Origin of the sequence: Curtobacterium sp. PhB78, assembly GCF_003751685.1 — a bacterium.
GTDB lineage: Bacteria > Actinomycetota > Actinomycetes > Actinomycetales > Microbacteriaceae > Curtobacterium.
Genome location: NZ_RKIA01000003.1, coordinates 250,089 through 264,306, shown reverse-complemented (window position 1 = coordinate 264,306; position 14,218 = coordinate 250,089). Strand labels below are relative to the sequence as shown.

The following is a 14,218-nucleotide window of genomic DNA, read 5'->3' as shown; positions in this document are numbered from 1 at the left end:
TCCGTCACGATAGCCGTCCGGGCGATGCTGTCCCTCTCCACAGGGTGGCCGTCCCGACAGGCTCCACCATGGTCGACGACCGTAGGATGCACTTCCATGGAGATCGCCCCCGCGCCCACCCTGACCGGCGACCGTGTGACGCTCGAGCCCCTCGCGCAGGAGCACGCGGAAGACCTGCGGGCAGCGGTGACGGACGGCGATCTGTGGCGCACCTGGTACACCTCGGTCCCCGCGGCGGCCCAGGTCGAGGACGAGATCGACCGGCGCCTCGCCGAGCACGAGGCCGGCCGCATGGTGCCCTTCGCGGTGCGTGACCGTCCGACCGGCCGTGTGGTGGGCTCGACGACCTTCATGAACATCGACGCGGGCAACCGGCACGTCGAGATCGGCAGCACGTTCCTGGCGAAGTCGGCGCAGCGTTCGGGCATCAACACCGAGGCGAAGCTGCTGATGCTGTCCCACGCGTTCGAGGCCTGGCAGTGCATCGCGGTGGAGTTCCGCACGCACTGGCACAACCACCAGTCCCGCGCCGCGATCGCCGGTCTGGGCGCGAAGCAGGACGGCGTGCTGCGGAACCACTCGATCGGTCGCGACGGCACGCTCCGCGACACCGTGGTGTTCTCGATCATCGCCTCGGAGTGGCCGGCGGTCCGGCTGTCCCTGGCCGAGCGGCTCCGGCGGCACGACCGCGCCGAGGGGTCGCGCCGCCGGTCCGCCCGGCACGCCTGACCGTCAGAGCGTGTGACGGACCGTCCGGTCGCCGAGCGGCTGGATCGGACGCGCGTTCTCGACGTGCGCTGCCTCGAGGTCGGCGAGCTGGTCGGCGCCGAGCTCGATCGGGTCCTCGAGCACGATCCACCGCACCCCCTCGGTGCACGGCGGCGTGGTGAGCGACCCCTCGTAGGTCGCGAAGGAGCGCGACGCGGGCAGCATCGCCTCGACGTCCACCGTGCTCTCCCGGCCGGCACCCGCCGTCGCCCCGGCGAGGTAGCTCTCGTAGGCGGGGTTGTGCGCGCCCCGCTCGGCGAGGACCCCGACGACGGTCAGGGCCCCGCGGTCGTCGGCGTGCACGAAGTGGAACTCCGCGTCGGCCGGATCGCCGTCGACGGTGTGCTCCGAGCCCGCGTGGAAGTGCATCTGCACCAGGCCGAGGTCCGCGCCGGCGATGGTCGTCGAGGCACCGTCGCCGGCGGTGAACTGCACGGTGTGCCCGTTGTCCGCCGTCAGACCCCGGACGGCGCCCGAGCCCACGAGGTCGAGGTCGGCGCCACCGCGGGCGGCCGGGAGGTCGATCGGGGACTGCTGGTCGCCGGTGCCGCACGTGCCGTACTCGTCGGTGAGACCACCCCAGTGCTGCGGGGCGCCTGCTCCCTCGTACGACCACGACGTGCCGGTGTCGTGCGCGTCGGCCTCGGGAGGCGTTCCGGCCGCGCACCCGGCGAGGACGAGGAGGACGGCGGGGGTGGCGAGCAGGGGGAGGCGGGGGTGAGTGGATCGCATGCTGTACACACTCACATACTCGTATTTCACATTTGCCGAGAGTGGTCGCCGGCCCCGAGCGTAGGGTCCTGGGCATGCACGTCGGTATCCGGATCGTCCTCGATGCGCCGGTCGACGCCGTGCGCGACGCCCTGCTGTCCCCGTCCGTGATGGTCGCGGTGACGAAGCCGTTCCTGGTGTACCGCTCGCGCAGCCCCGAGGGGTTCCCGGAGCGGTGGGAACCGGGGCACCCGCACCCGATCACCGCGAGTGCGTTCGGCCTCGTGCCGAGCGGCGACACGCACGTCGACCTCGACCTGTACGAGATCGACGGCGTCCCCGTGCAGCGTGACAACGGCGGCGGTACGAGCGGGCTGTTCGGCCGCATGACGATGCGCCACCGGATGGCGGTCGTGCCGGCTCCTGGCGACCGGACGCTGCTCATCGACCGCCTGACCTACCGGATGCGGCCGTGGCCCCTCGGCGCACTGCTGTGGCCGGGGATGTGGGTCATCTGGCAGTGGCGGGCGTACCGGATGCGTGCGCTCGCGCCCACCTGGCGGACGGATGCTGCCTGAGCGAGGCGAGTCGGGCCTCCCGTCCACCGCGGAGCGGGCGTAGCCTCGACCACGTGAGCCAGACGCGCCCCCAGGAGCCGACGACCGACGACCGTGTGCGCAGCACGCTGGCGACCGTGGACTGGCGGCGCATGACGTTCGACCTGTACCGCCGTGTCCGCGCGACGCCCGATCCCCAGACGGCGCACGCGCTGTGGCGGGAGACCCGCGACGCGATGTTCGCGGAGCACCCCGCGTCGCCGCTCCTGGACGAGGACGCCCGCGACTTCGAGTCGCTGCCCGTGCCGGACTACGACCCCGCCTGGCGGTTCCAGGTGCGCATCGAACCCGCCGAGCCCGCCGAGTTCGACTACGAGACCGGCACCGACGGCACCGTGCACTTCGACCGCCTCGGCGTCGTGACGGTCCCGGGCGTCGGCACGCTCGACGTCTGGTCGCACGGCGGCTACGCGGGCGGGCTGTTCGTCCCCGTGAAGGACTCCAGCGCCGGCAAGGCCCGCGGCACGTACGGCGGCGGACGCTACCTGCTCGACACGATCAAGGGCTCGGACCTGGGCGGCGACGACGCCGACTCGCTCGTGCTGGACTTCAACTTCGCGTACAACCCGTCGTGCGCGTACGACCCGGCGTGGGCGTGCCCGCTCGCGCCTCCCGGCAACACCGTGCCGGTGCCGATCCCGGTCGGCGAGCAGTACGACTTCTAGGGTGGAACGCATGGCAGGACTGGTCGCACTCGACGCCGGCGGACGCGTACCGCCCTTCGAGCAGGTCCGCTCGCAGATCGCGGCACAGATCGGCGCGGGGTACCTCGTCGACGGCGAACGGCTGCCGAGCGTGCGGGGGCTGGCCGACGAGCTCGGGCTGGCGGCCGGCACGGTCGCGAAGGCCTACCAGCTGCTCGAGGAGGCCGGGCTCGTGCACACCGCGCGTGGTGCCGGCACCCGGGTGGTGCGGCCGGCCGAGGTGCCCGACGCCGTGGCTGATGCGGCACGTGCGCTCGCAGCCGCTGCCCGCGCGGCGGGACTGTCGGCCGACCAGGCGGCCACCGCGCTCAAGGACGCCTGGCCCGCGTAGGCACCGGGGCTCTGGGGCGTACCTGGTGCTTTCGGGCGTACCTGGTCGGAAGTTCCGGCGCGGTACGCCCGATTCGACGTTCCATCGCGGGCGTTCTGGGAAGGAACCCGCGCTCAGCAGTGCTCGAAGACGTAGGCGTCGTCGGTCGGCGTGACCAGGTCGCGGTCGCGCAGGATCGTCATCGCCGGGCGGCTCTTCAGCTTGCAGACCGAGCCCCACGAGCGCTCGAGGGTGTCCGCGTACTCGATGTCGATGACCCGCTTGCCGTAGGCCTTCGTGTACGCCGAGCACTCCCGGTACTGCACGCACTCCTCGGCGACGACGAAGTCGAACCCGGTCTGCTTCCGGCCGGAGGCCCCGAGCTGCGGCGTGTTCTTCTGCCCGACGGCCAGGCCGTGGCGGTGCCCGGTGTCGACGAGCGACTTCGCCAGCGCGAGGTTGCCGGCGCGCGTGAGCCGCTTCCCGCTCCGGGTCCACGAGTCGAGGTTGTCGAACTCGACCGCGTCGAACCCGCGGTCGCCGCAGCGGGCGATGGACTTCGCGAGCACCTTCGTGATGAGCGCGCGCTTCGCCGCCGTCCGGGTGTCGAGGAGCATCTCGTCCGGCCAACCCGGGTCGGACACCGGCTTGCCGGCCCGGTCGCGCAGGATCGCCGACGGGTACGACCCCGTCCACGTGCGGGCGGACTCGGGCTGCGTCTGGAACCCGTTGACGTAGCAGATGTCGTACTTGCCCTTCGCGGGCTTGGCGGTGCTGTCCCGCTCGACGATCGTCACGCCGGACGGCGGCGTGTAGGAGCCGCCGAGCTGGTAGTCCGGGCGCCCCGAGGTCGGCAGGTTGCGGTAGCTCGCCGCCGCGCTGGTCGGAGCAGCCTCGGCGCAGCCGGCCGTGCCGAGGACGGCCACCAGGGCCATCGCGGTGGTGATCAGGACGGTTCGCGTACGCACCCGGGAATCCTCGCATGCGCAGGGCGAACGGACCGGTCCTGGGTTCTGCGGGGTCCACACGCTATGCTGGTGGTACTCGAGACGCCGATCGTCTCGTGCGTCGTACGGACGCCCCGAACTCCCGACCACGTTCCACTGATCCTCTGGTCGATGATCGAGCACCTCCCGAAGGTGCCCAGGCTTCTCTGCTGCGGCGACTGCGCCAGCCACCTCTGTTGGCGCGCATCCCGCCCGCGCGCTGCCTCAGAGCGCGCCCACAGCCGGTCTCATCCGGCTCGAAAGGTCACCATGACCACCAATGACCTCCGTTTCTCCGACCTGGGCGTCCCCGCGCCGATGGTCGCCGTCCTCGCCGACCAGGGCAAGGAGACCGCGTTCCCGATCCAGGAGGACACGCTCCCCGACTCCCTGCAGGGCAAGGACGTCCTCGGCCGTGGCCGCACCGGCTCCGGCAAGACGATCGCCTTCGCGATCCCGCTCGTCGCCCGTCTCGCCGCCAGCGGCCGCAAGCGCCGCGCCGGCCGCCCCCGCGCCCTGGTGCTCGCCCCCACCCGTGAGCTCGCGACCCAGATCGACGTCGCCCTCGCCCCGCTCGCCAAGGCCATGGGCCTCAACACCACGACCATCTTCGGTGGCGTCGGACAGGGCCGTCAGGTCGACGCCCTGCGCGGCGGCGTGGACGTCGTCGTGGCCTGCCCGGGCCGTCTCGCCGACCTCATGCAGCAGGGCCACGTCAACCTCGGTGACATCGAGGTGACCGTCCTCGACGAGGCCGACCACATGGCCGACATGGGCTTCCTGCCCGGCGTGACCAAGATCATGCAGGCGACGCCCGAGCAGGGACAGCGTCTGCTGTTCTCCGCCACGCTCGACAACGGCGTGGACAAGCTCGTCAAGAAGTTCCTGCACAACCCGGTGATGCACTCCGTCGACGAGGCGAACAGCCCCGTCGAGGCGATGACCCACCACCTGTTCGAGGTCGCCGACGCCGACGCGAAGAAGCACCTCGTGAGCACCCTCGCCTCGGGCAACGGTCGCCGCATCCTCTTCATGCGCACCAAGCACCACGCCAAGCGCCTCGCCAAGCAGCTCAGCAGCCAGGGGATCCCGGCCGTCGACCTGCAGGGCAACCTGTCGCAGGGCGCCCGTGAGCGGAACCTGGCGAAGTTCTCGTCCGGCGAGGCCCTCGTCCTCGTCGCCACCGACGTCGCCGCCCGTGGTGTGCACGTCGACAACGTCGAGCTCGTCGTGCACGTCGACCCGCCCACCGAGCACAAGGCGTACCTGCACCGCTCGGGCCGTACCGCCCGTGCCGGTTCGTCCGGTGACGTCGTCACGGTGACGATGCCCGCCGAGCGTCGCGACGTCGCGCAGATGATGCGTGCCGCCGCGATCAAGGTCACCCCGCAGCAGGTCACCGCGACCTCCCCGGCGGTCACCACGCTCGTCGGCGAGATCGCCCCGATCCGCCACGTCGCCGAGGACCAGCCCGCGCAGCAGCAGCGTCAGCCGAAGCAGCGCTCCGCCGATTCCGCCGGTGACCGTGGTCGTCGTGGTCGCGGCGGCCGTCCGGGAGGCTCGGGTCAGCCCGCGCGCTCCGGCTCGGCTTCCGAGTCCGCCGGTTCGGCCGGGGGCCGTCAGGGCCGTCCGGCTCGCGGCGCACGTTCCGAGGGCACCGGGCGCTCCGCCGCAGCGGGCGCGGGCTCGACGGGTGGTCGCCGCACCGGCGGCAGCCGTCGCGCCGGCAGCGACACCGTGCGCGGTGGGTCCTCTGCCGTCTGGTCCTCGGACGGTGGCTACGCCGCGGGCCGTGGAGCCGGCCAGGAGTCGGGCGGGGGCCGTCGTGGCTCGTCGCGCCGTGCCTCCCGTCCGGCCGGTGCTGCCGACCGCCACTGACCTGTCGACCCGGCCCGCGCTGACCAGCGGGGGACAACCTTGGGGGCGCCTGCGAAGCGGACGCCCCCAAGGCGTAGGTTCTCCTTCACCGGATGCCGCGCAAGCGGCTGACGGGGAAACGTCCGCTGTTGGAAGGAGTGCCTATGGCTGGGATCGAAGACATCAAGAACGCCGCTGAGAAGGCGGCAGGCAAGGTCAAGGAGGCCGTCGGGAACGCGACGGACAACGACCACCTCAAGGCTGAGGGCAAGACCGATCAGGTCAAGGCCGACACCAAGCAGGCGGGTACGAACGTCAAGGACGCCGCTTCCGGCGTCGCCGACAGCCTCAAGAGCGACCGCGACACGAAGTAACAAGCCGGTTCACTACCGCGCTGCGAAGCCCCCGGATCCGATCGGATCCGGGGGCTTCGTCGTGTGCGGGTGCTCCGTCGTGTTCGGGAACCGAGCCGGTCGCTACATGAGCGCGCCGACCGACGCGAGGCCCGCGCGCAGCAGGGCGCCGCGGCCACCCTCCATGTCGTCGGCGACGCCGTCGGACGCGGCTTCCATCGGGGTCATCCAGGTGAGCTCGAGGGCGTCCTGCCGGGGCTCGCACGTGCCGGTGACCGGGACGACGTAGGCCAGCGAGATCGCGTGCTGCCGTTCGTCGGTGTACACCGAGGCGCCGGGCAGCGGGAAGTACTCGGCCACGGTGAACGGCGTCGGGCTCGACGGCAGCTGCGGGAACGCCATCGGGCCGAGGTCCTTCTCGAGGTGACGGAAGAGCGCCGTGCGGATGGACTCGCCGAACATCACGCGACCGGACACCAGGGTGCGGACGATCGAGCCGCTCGGGGCCACGCGCAGCAGCACTCCGACCTCGGTCACGACGCCGAGGCCGTCGGTGCGGACGGGGATCGCCTCGACGTAGCAGATGGGGAGTCGACGACGCGCGTTGGCGAGTTCCTCGTCGGACAGCCAGCCGGAGTCGGGGTCGGGGGTTTGCAACGAGGCCATGCACCGTGTCTACCAGGGACGGCGTCGAGTTCGGCGGAAGGCGCGGGACTTGGGGATGGTTAGCGTTGTCCACATGATCGATGCAGACCTGGTGCAGTGGACCCGTCCCGCGGAAGAACGCGCAGGGACACCGCTGCTCGTGACCATGCACGGGGTGGGGTCGAACGAACGCGACCTGCTCGGACTCGCCCCCGCGCTGCCGGCGGCCTGGACGATGGCGTCACTGCGGGCGCCGATGGCTTGGGGCCAGGGGTTCAGCTGGTACCCGCTCGGGACGCCGGGCTCCCCCGCACTCGAGCCCGTCGACGCCGCCGTCGCCGAGGTGCTCGCGTGGGTCGACTCCGTCGCCGCCGACCACCCGCGGATCGGACTCCTCGGGTTCTCGCAGGGCGGGTCGATGGCGCTGCAGCTGCTGCGCGCACGGCCCGCGGCGTTCGCGTTCGCGGTGTCGCTGTCCGGGTTCGTCGTGCCGGGGGTGACGGACTCGCGCGACGAGGCCGTCGCCGCCGTCCGGCCGCGGGTGTTTCTCGGGCACGGCGACCTCGACCCGGTGATCCCGGCGGAGGCCACCGCGCGGACGCAGGCGTGGGCGGCGGCGAACACCACCGTGACGGACCGGGCCTACGAGGGGCTGCCGCACGCGGTGTCGGCAGCGGAGCTGTCGGACGTCGCGGCGTTCATCGGGGCGTAGGCGCGGGGCGCGCTTGGTGAGGGCGCGGGACGCGCTTGGTGAGCAGAAATGGTCGGGTCCGACGTGCGGACTCGACCTTTTCTGCTCACGATGCGCGGGGGTCAGCCCCGGCGACGACGGACGGGAGGCACGGTGCCAGCTGGCACCGTGCCTCCCGTTCGTGGGTTCCGACGTCAGTCGGCGAGGATCTGCAGCAGGTCCTTGCGGAGCTGGTCGACCTTGGCGGTGGCGGCCTTGGCCTGGTCCTCCGTCGCGGTCGTCCGGTACATCTGCAGGACGCCCATGGTCTTCCGGAGCGCCTCGAAGAACTCGCGCTGCGCGTCCGGGATCCCGGGGGCCGCGTCGAGTGCCGCTGCGATCTCGTCGGCCTTCGCCTCGGCCTCGGCCTTGCCCGCGTCGGTGAGCTCGAAGAGCGTCTTGCGGCCGTCGCCCGACGAGACCACGAGGTCTTCGTCGACGAGCTGCTGGAGCGTCGGGTAGACCGAGCCGGGACTCGGCTTCCAGGCGCCGCCGGTGCGCTCGGCGATGGTCTTGATCACGGCGTAGCCGTTCTGCGGCCCCTCGGCCAGCAGGCCGAGGATCGCGAGGCGGACGTCACCGCGGCGGCGGCGTTCGCGACCGAAGCCGGGTCCGCCGAAGCCACCGAAGCCGGGGCCGAAGCCCATGCCCGGCCCGAAGCCCGGGCCGAAGCCACGGCCGCCTCGGCCGCCGTGCTCGTGGTCACCGCGGTCGCGGCCGGGGAAGCCGGCGCCGTGGTGCTGCCGCGCGCCGCCGAAACGGGGGCCGCGCGGGTGGTGGTTGCTGTCGTTGTCGTTGTGCATGGGGCGCATGGTGCGTCCTTCCTTGTTGCTGAGTCGGCTCGCGGTCGGTCTGACTGGTTTCGTCTTCGTCGTATCGCGATGTGTTTACGATAGATCGCTAACGATCGTCTTGTCAAGGGGTACTCACCGCTCGGCCTGCTGTCGGTGGTGGCGGGCAGGATGGGCGGACCATGACGGACGTCTTCGAGCGCTTCTCCCCCGCGACCGCGGAGTGGTTCCGAGGTGCGTTCGACGCCCCGACACCGGCGCAGGCGGGCGCCTGGGACGCCATCTCGACGGGGCAGCACGCTCTCGTCATCGCGCCGACCGGATCCGGCAAGACCCTGGCCTCGTTCCTGTGGTCGATCGACCGGCTCATCAGCGCGACCGACCGGCCCCCGGCCAAGCAGCGCACGCGGGTCCTGTACGTCTCGCCGCTCAAGGCCCTCGGCGTCGACGTCGAGCGGAACCTGCGCAGCCCGCTCGTCGGCATCACGCAGACGGCCCGGCGGCTCGGCACCGAACCACCCGAGGTCACCGTCGGGGTGCGCAGTGGCGACACCCCGTCGTCGGACCGGCAGAAGCTGCTCCGCCAGCCGCCCGACATCCTCATCACCACGCCCGAGTCCCTGTACCTCATGCTCACCTCGCAGGCGCGCGAGACCCTGGTGAACGTCGACACCGTCATCGTGGACGAGGTGCACGCGGTCGCCTCGACCAAGCGCGGGGCGCACCTGGCCGTCTCGCTCGAGCGGCTCGACGACCTGCTCGACAAGCCGGTGCAGCGCATCGGGTTGTCCGCCACGGTCCGGCCGCCGGAAGAGGTCGCTCGGTTCCTCGGCGGCCGTGCGCCGGTGACGATCATCGCCCCGCCGGCGCAGAAGACCTTCGACCTGCGCGTGGTCGTGCCGGTCGACGACATGGCCGAGCTCGGTGCTCCGCCGGTCGGTGCGGACGCGTCCGACGCTCCCGCGAACGGCTCGATCTGGCCGCACGTCGAAGAGCGTGTGGTCGACCTCATCGAGGAGCACCGGTCGACGATCGTGTTCGCGAACTCGCGGCGACTGGCCGAGCGACTCACCGCGCGGCTGAACGAGATCCACGAAGAGCGCGTCCTCGCTGCGGCGGCTCCGGCTTCGGCCGCGGAGGGCGATGCGCTGGTGCCGGCGGGTGTCTCGCCAGCCGACGACGGACTGCCGGTGGCGCGGGTTCGCCCACAGTCGCCCGCCCGGACCTCGGCGCACGCGGTCGCACCCCAGGGCACGAAGCGGCCGCCGGCGCAGATGATCGGCGCGTCCGGGCAGACCGGTGGCGGCGGCTCCGACACTGCAGTGCCCGTGCTCGCCCGCGCCCACCACGGCTCGGTGTCGAAGGACCAGCGCGCCATCATCGAGGACGACCTGAAGTCCGGTCGGCTGCGGTGCGTCGTCGCGACGAGTTCGCTCGAGCTCGGGATCGACATGGGCGAGGTCGACCTCGTCGTGCAGGTCGAGGCACCACCCTCGGTCGCGAGCGGCCTGCAGCGCGTCGGGCGCGCCGGGCACCAGGTGGGCGAGATCTCCCGCGGGGTGTTGTTCCCGAAGCACCGCGCGGACCTCGTCAACAGTGCGGTCACGGTGGAGCGGATGGTCTCCGGGCAGATCGAGTCGATCTCGGTGCCGGCGAACCCCCTCGACGTGCTGGCGCAGCACACCGTCGCCGCGGGAGCGATCGACACGGTCGACGTCGAGCAGTGGTTCGACCTGGTCCGGCGCAGCGCTCCGTTCAGCGGACTTCCCCGCTCGGCGTTCGACGCCACGCTCGACCTGGTGACCGGGCGGTACCCGAGCGACGAGTTCGCCGAACTCCGCCCGCGGCTGGTGTGGGACCGCGTGCACGGCACCCTGACCGGACGCCCCGGCGCCCAGCGGCTCGCGGTGACGAGCGGCGGGACGATCCCGGACCGCGGGATGTTCGGCGTGTTCATGGTCGGCGAGAAGGCGTCCCGGGTCGGCGAGCTCGACGAGGAGATGGTCTACGAATCCCGCGTCGGGGACGTCTTCGCCCTCGGAGCCACGAGCTGGCGGATCGAGGAGATCACCCACGACCGGGTCATCGTGAGCCCAGCCTTCGGACAGCCCGGTCGGGTGCCGTTCTGGAAGGGCGACGGCATCGGCCGCCCCGCCGAACTCGGTCGCGCGACGGGGGCGTTCGTGCGCGAGGTCGAGGGCTCCTCGGACGACGACGCCCGCGCCCGGGTCGCCGCCGGCGGCCTCGACGAGCGTGCCGTCACGAACCTGCTGACCTTCCTGCGCGACCAGCGCGCGGCCACCGGGCACGTGCCCAACGACACCACGCTCGTGGTCGAGCGCTTCCGCGACGAACTCGGCGACTGGCGGCTCATCCTGCACTCGCCGTACGGCATGCAGGTGCACGCGCCGTGGGCCCTGGCGGTCGCGGCACGGCTGCGTGAACGCCACGGCATCGACGGCGACGCGATGGCCGCCGACGACGGCATCGTGGTGCGCATCCCCGAGACCGACGCCGAACCGCCGGGCGCCGACCTGTTCGTGTTCGAGCGCGACGACCTCGAGGCACTCAGCACGGACGAGGTCGGTGGCTCGGCGCTGTTCGCCGCGCGGTTCCGCGAGTGTGCGGCGCGCGCCCTGCTGCTGCCCCGTCGGAACCCCGGGCAGCGTTCGCCCCTGTGGCAGCAGCGGCAACGCGCCTCGCAGCTGCTCGAGGTGGCCCGGAAGTACCCGTCGTTCCCGATCGTGCTCGAGACCGTGCGCGAAGTGCTGCAGGACGTCTACGACGTGCCCGCCCTGCTCGGCATCGCCGACGAGATCGCCGGCCGCCGCATCCGCCTGGTCGAGACCGAGACCGAGACGCCGTCCCCGTTCGCCCGTTCGATCCTGTTCGGGTACGTCGCCGCGTTCATGTACGAGGGCGATTCCCCGCTCGCCGAGCGCCGGGCCGCGGCACTGTCGCTCGACTCGACCCTGCTCGGCGAACTGCTCGGCCGCGCCGAACTGCGGGAGCTGCTCGACCCGGCGGTCATCGCCTCGGTGGAAGAGGACCTGCAGCGGCTGTCGCCGGACCGCCGGGCGCGCGACGCCGAGGGGCTGGTCGACGTGCTGCGGCTCGTCGGCGCGCTCGACCTCGACGAAGCCGTCGACCGGAGCTGGCTGGCGGCGTCGGACGACCGCTCCGCCGCTGCGACCGAGGTGCAGACCGTGCTCACCGCGCTCGAGCGCGACCGCCGTGTCCTGTCGTTCTCACACGCCGGGTCCACCCGCTGGGCCGTCATCGAGGACGCCTCGCGCCTGCGTGACGCCCTCGGGGTCCCGCTGCCGATCGGCGTGCCGACCGCGTTCGTCGAACCCGTCGCCGACCCGCTCGGTGACCTGGTCGGCCGCTACGCCCGGTCGCACGGGCCGTTCTCGGCGCAGGAGGCCGCGGGCCGCCTCGGCCTCGGGGTCGCCGTCGTGCAGGACACCCTGCGCCGTCTGGTCGCCGACCGACGTGTGGTCGAAGGCGAGTTCCGCCCGGATCGGCAGGGCGCCGAGTGGTGCGACGCCGAGGTCCTGCGCCGGATCCGCACGAAGTCCCTCGCCGCGCTCCGCCACGAGGTCGAGCCGGTGTCGCCGGACACGCTCGCGCGCTTCCTGCCCGCCTGGCAGCACGTGCAGACCCCCGGCACCCGCGGCGGCCTGCGCGGGGTCGACGGGGTCCTGCAGGTGATCGACCAGCTCGCCGGCGTCGCCCTGCCCGCCAGCGCCTGGGAGACCCTGGTGCTGCCCGCGCGGGTGACCGACTACTCCACGAACATGCTCGACGAGCTCACCGCCACCGGCGAGGTCCTGTGGTCCGGCGGCGGGACCCTGCCCGGCAACGACGGGTGGGTGCGCCTGCACCTCGCCGAGACGGCGTCGACGACGCTCGCCGAGCCCTCCGGCGACGAGACCACCGAGCTGCAGCGCGACGTGCTCGGTGCCCTGGCCGGCGGCGGCGCGTACTTCTTCCGCCAGCTCGGGCAGGCCGTCGGCAGCACCGACGACCCGGCCCTGACGACGGCACTGTGGGACCTCGTCTGGGCCGGGCAGATCACGAACGACACGTTCGCTCCGCTGCGCTCGATGCTCGGCGGCAAGGCGAAGAGCAGCAGCGCCCCGCGGGCTCGTGCGTACCGCGGGCGCCGACGTCCGACGATGCCGACGCAGTCCGGTCCGCCGTCCGTCGGTGGCCGCTGGTCCCTGCTCCCCCTGGCCGAGTCCGACTCGACTGTACGGGCCGCCGCGACCGCCGAACAGCTGCTCGAGCGGTACGGGGTCGTCACACGCGGTGCCGTGCAGGTCGAGGGCGTACGAGGCGGGTTCGCGGGCGTGTACCGGGTGCTGTCGCGGTTCGAGGAGTCCGGGCGGGCGCGTCGCGGGTACTTCATCGAGGGGCTCGGAGCGGCACAGTTCGCCACCGGCCCGACGATCGACCGGCTCCGCACCTACGCCCGCGACCTCGACGACGACGAACGCGTCGACCCGGACCGGAAGCGCGAGGCACTGACCCTGGCCGCGACCGACCCCGCGAACCCGTACGGGGCGGCGCTGCCCTGGCCGTCCGACGACCGTGCGGCAGCCGAGGCGGGCGACACGGGCGCCGACGTCGCTGCTGTCGCTGCGGTTGCGCAGATGGCCCCGGCACCGGCCACCACCGGCGCGCGCGGCCACCGGCCCGGGCGCAAGGCCGGAGCACTCGTCACCACCGTCGACGGCCGGCTCGCGGTGTACGTCGAGCGCGGCGGCAAGTCGGTGCTGACCTTCACCGACGACCCCGCCGAGCTGGCCGTCGCAGCGGCGTCGATCGCGGGCATCGTGCGCACCGGACTGCGGAAGCTCGCGGTCGAGCGCGTCGACGGCGAGTTCGTGCTCGGTACCCCGCTCGGCACAGCGCTGGGCGACGCCGGGTTCACCGCCACCCCGCAGGGACTCCGGCTCCGTGCCTGAGGGCGACACCGTCTACCGGGCAGCGCACCGGCTGCACACGGCGCTCGCGGGCAAGGTCTTGACCCGGAGCGACTTCCGGGTGCCCGCGTTCGCGACCGTCGACCTGGTCGGCCGCACCGTCGACGAGGTCGTGCCCCGTGGCAAGCACCTGCTGCACCGGATCGGGGACCTGACCGTGCACTCCCACCTGAAGATGGAGGGGCGGTGGGACGTCTACGCGCCAGGTGAGCGCTGGCGACGCCCGGCGCACCAGGCACGCGCGATCCTCGACACCGAGGACGTCTCGACCGTCGGGTTCACGCTCGGGGTGCTCGAGGTGGTCCCCCGCGACCAGGAGTCCGAGGTCGTCGGGCACCTCGGCCCGGACCTGCTCGGGCCCGACTGGGACGCCGACCAGGCGCTCGAGAACCTGACGCGGGATCCTGCACGGCCGGTCGGACTGGCGCTGCTCGACCAGCGCGTGCTCGCCGGCCTCGGCAACGTCTACCGCAACGAGCTCTGCTTCCTGCGCGGAGTCCTGCCGACCCGCCCGGTGGCCGAGGTGCACGACGCCGGCCGGATGATCTCCCTGGCGAGCCGGCTCATCCTGGCGAACCGCGACCGCAGCCACCGGGTGACGACGGGGATCGACCGCCCGGGGCGTCGGTTCTGGGTCTACGGACGCGCGGGCAAGCCGTGCCTGCGGTGCGGCACCCGGATCCGGCGAGGGGACCTCGGTGACTCGGAGCTCACCCTGCGGGACACCTACTGGTGCCCGCGCTGCCAGACCTGAA

13 protein-coding genes are annotated in these 14,218 nt (G+C 72.6%); 9 read left to right on the top strand and 4 right to left on the bottom strand.

Features of this window, described 5'->3' with window-relative positions; genetic code table 11:
- Positions 1 to 96 precede the first annotated feature (96 nt).
- Entirely contained in the window at positions 97 to 729 is a 633-nt protein-coding gene (locus EDF53_RS08175; protein WP_123293095.1) for a GNAT family N-acetyltransferase, read from the top strand.
- A gap of 3 nt (positions 730 to 732) precedes the next feature.
- On the opposite strand, the gene EDF53_RS08170 is transcribed toward EDF53_RS08175, so the two are convergent.
- Positions 733 to 1,500 carry a carbonic anhydrase gene (locus tag EDF53_RS08170; protein ID WP_148058303.1) on the bottom strand — a complete coding sequence of 256 codons (768 nt, stop codon included), beginning with the start codon at positions 1,498 to 1,500 and terminating at the stop codon, positions 733 to 735.
- Between the two features lie 74 nt (positions 1,501 to 1,574).
- Between EDF53_RS08170 and EDF53_RS08165 the strand changes: the two genes are divergently transcribed.
- The 3 genes from EDF53_RS08165 (at position 1,575) to EDF53_RS08155 (ending at position 3,131) form a co-directional block, all read left to right on the top strand.
- Positions 1,575 to 2,057, top strand: coding sequence for a hypothetical protein (locus EDF53_RS08165; RefSeq protein ID WP_123293092.1), 483 nt, complete (start codon positions 1,575 to 1,577; stop codon positions 2,055 to 2,057).
- A gap of 131 nt (positions 2,058 to 2,188) precedes the next feature.
- On the top strand, positions 2,189 to 2,761 hold the full coding sequence (locus EDF53_RS08160; protein WP_123293403.1) for a DUF1684 domain-containing protein: 573 nt from the start codon (positions 2,189 to 2,191) through the stop codon (positions 2,759 to 2,761).
- A 10-nt stretch (positions 2,762 to 2,771) separates the two neighbouring features.
- On the top strand, positions 2,772 to 3,131 hold the full coding sequence (locus EDF53_RS08155; RefSeq protein WP_165901018.1) for a GntR family transcriptional regulator: 360 nt from the start codon (positions 2,772 to 2,774) through the stop codon (positions 3,129 to 3,131).
- Positions 3,132 to 3,244: 113 nt separating this feature from the next.
- On the opposite strand, the gene EDF53_RS08150 is transcribed toward EDF53_RS08155, so the two are convergent.
- The gene (locus EDF53_RS08150; protein WP_123293090.1) at positions 3,245 to 4,078 is read right to left on the bottom strand and encodes an endo alpha-1,4 polygalactosaminidase; all 834 of its coding nucleotides are present in this window, start codon (positions 4,076 to 4,078) and stop codon (positions 3,245 to 3,247) included.
- A gap of 288 nt (positions 4,079 to 4,366) precedes the next feature.
- On the opposite strand from EDF53_RS08150, the gene EDF53_RS08145 reads away from it, so the two are divergent.
- A complete protein-coding gene (locus tag EDF53_RS08145) occupies positions 4,367 to 5,974 on the top strand; it encodes a DEAD/DEAH box helicase (RefSeq protein ID WP_123293088.1) in 1,608 nt (535 codons plus the stop codon).
- 143 nt (positions 5,975 to 6,117) lie between these two features.
- The gene (locus EDF53_RS08140; protein ID WP_111083508.1) at positions 6,118 to 6,327 is read left to right on the top strand and encodes a CsbD family protein; all 210 of its coding nucleotides are present in this window, start codon (positions 6,118 to 6,120) and stop codon (positions 6,325 to 6,327) included.
- A 102-nt stretch (positions 6,328 to 6,429) separates the two neighbouring features.
- Here the strand turns inward: EDF53_RS08140 and EDF53_RS08135 are convergent, their stop codons facing one another.
- Positions 6,430 to 6,972, bottom strand: a complete 543-nt coding sequence (locus tag EDF53_RS08135) for an NUDIX hydrolase family protein (protein WP_111083509.1) — start codon at positions 6,970 to 6,972, stop codon at positions 6,430 to 6,432.
- Between the two features lie 73 nt (positions 6,973 to 7,045).
- On the opposite strand from EDF53_RS08135, the gene EDF53_RS08130 reads away from it, so the two are divergent.
- Complete coding sequence (locus tag EDF53_RS08130; RefSeq protein ID WP_123293086.1) at positions 7,046 to 7,663, top strand: alpha/beta hydrolase; 618 nt, start codon at positions 7,046 to 7,048, stop codon at positions 7,661 to 7,663.
- A 173-nt stretch (positions 7,664 to 7,836) separates the two neighbouring features.
- Here the strand turns inward: EDF53_RS08130 and EDF53_RS08125 are convergent, their stop codons facing one another.
- On the bottom strand, positions 7,837 to 8,493 hold the full coding sequence (locus tag EDF53_RS08125; RefSeq protein WP_111083510.1) for a PadR family transcriptional regulator: 657 nt from the start codon (positions 8,491 to 8,493) through the stop codon (positions 7,837 to 7,839).
- A 161-nt stretch (positions 8,494 to 8,654) separates the two neighbouring features.
- Between EDF53_RS08125 and EDF53_RS08120 the strand changes: the two genes are divergently transcribed.
- On the top strand, positions 8,655 to 13,445 hold the full coding sequence (locus EDF53_RS08120; protein WP_123293085.1) for a DEAD/DEAH box helicase: 4,791 nt from the start codon (positions 8,655 to 8,657) through the stop codon (positions 13,443 to 13,445).
- Positions 13,438 to 14,217 carry an Fpg/Nei family DNA glycosylase gene (locus tag EDF53_RS08115; protein ID WP_123293083.1) on the top strand — a complete coding sequence of 260 codons (780 nt, stop codon included), beginning with the start codon at positions 13,438 to 13,440 and terminating at the stop codon, positions 14,215 to 14,217. The genes EDF53_RS08120 and EDF53_RS08115 overlap by 8 nt, the downstream gene beginning before the upstream one ends.
- Position 14,218: the final 1 nt, after the last annotated feature.

What these genes read in the sequence shown, in the direction of transcription:
- EDF53_RS08135 (WP_111083509.1), bottom strand. Translation starts at nt 6,972, where the DNA reads ATGGCCTCGTTGCAAACCCCCGACCCCGACTCCGGCTGGCTGTCCGAC.
- EDF53_RS08155 (WP_165901018.1), top strand. Translation starts at nt 2,772, where the DNA reads ATGGCAGGACTGGTCGCACTCGACGCCGGCGGACGCGTACCGCCCTTC.
- EDF53_RS08140 (WP_111083508.1), top strand. Translation starts at nt 6,118, where the DNA reads ATGGCTGGGATCGAAGACATCAAGAACGCCGCTGAGAAGGCGGCAGGC.
- EDF53_RS08175 (WP_123293095.1), top strand. Translation starts at nt 97, where the DNA reads ATGGAGATCGCCCCCGCGCCCACCCTGACCGGCGACCGTGTGACGCTC.
- EDF53_RS08125 (WP_111083510.1), bottom strand. Translation starts at nt 8,493, where the DNA reads ATGCGCCCCATGCACAACGACAACGACAGCAACCACCACCCGCGCGGC.
- EDF53_RS08170 (WP_148058303.1), bottom strand. Translation starts at nt 1,500, where the DNA reads ATGCGATCCACTCACCCCCGCCTCCCCCTGCTCGCCACCCCCGCCGTC.
- EDF53_RS08120 (WP_123293085.1), top strand. Translation starts at nt 8,655, where the DNA reads ATGACGGACGTCTTCGAGCGCTTCTCCCCCGCGACCGCGGAGTGGTTC.
- EDF53_RS08145 (WP_123293088.1), top strand. Translation starts at nt 4,367, where the DNA reads ATGACCACCAATGACCTCCGTTTCTCCGACCTGGGCGTCCCCGCGCCG.
- EDF53_RS08130 (WP_123293086.1), top strand. Translation starts at nt 7,046, where the DNA reads ATGATCGATGCAGACCTGGTGCAGTGGACCCGTCCCGCGGAAGAACGC.
- EDF53_RS08165 (WP_123293092.1), top strand. Translation starts at nt 1,575, where the DNA reads ATGCACGTCGGTATCCGGATCGTCCTCGATGCGCCGGTCGACGCCGTG.
- EDF53_RS08160 (WP_123293403.1), top strand. Translation starts at nt 2,189, where the DNA reads ATGACGTTCGACCTGTACCGCCGTGTCCGCGCGACGCCCGATCCCCAG.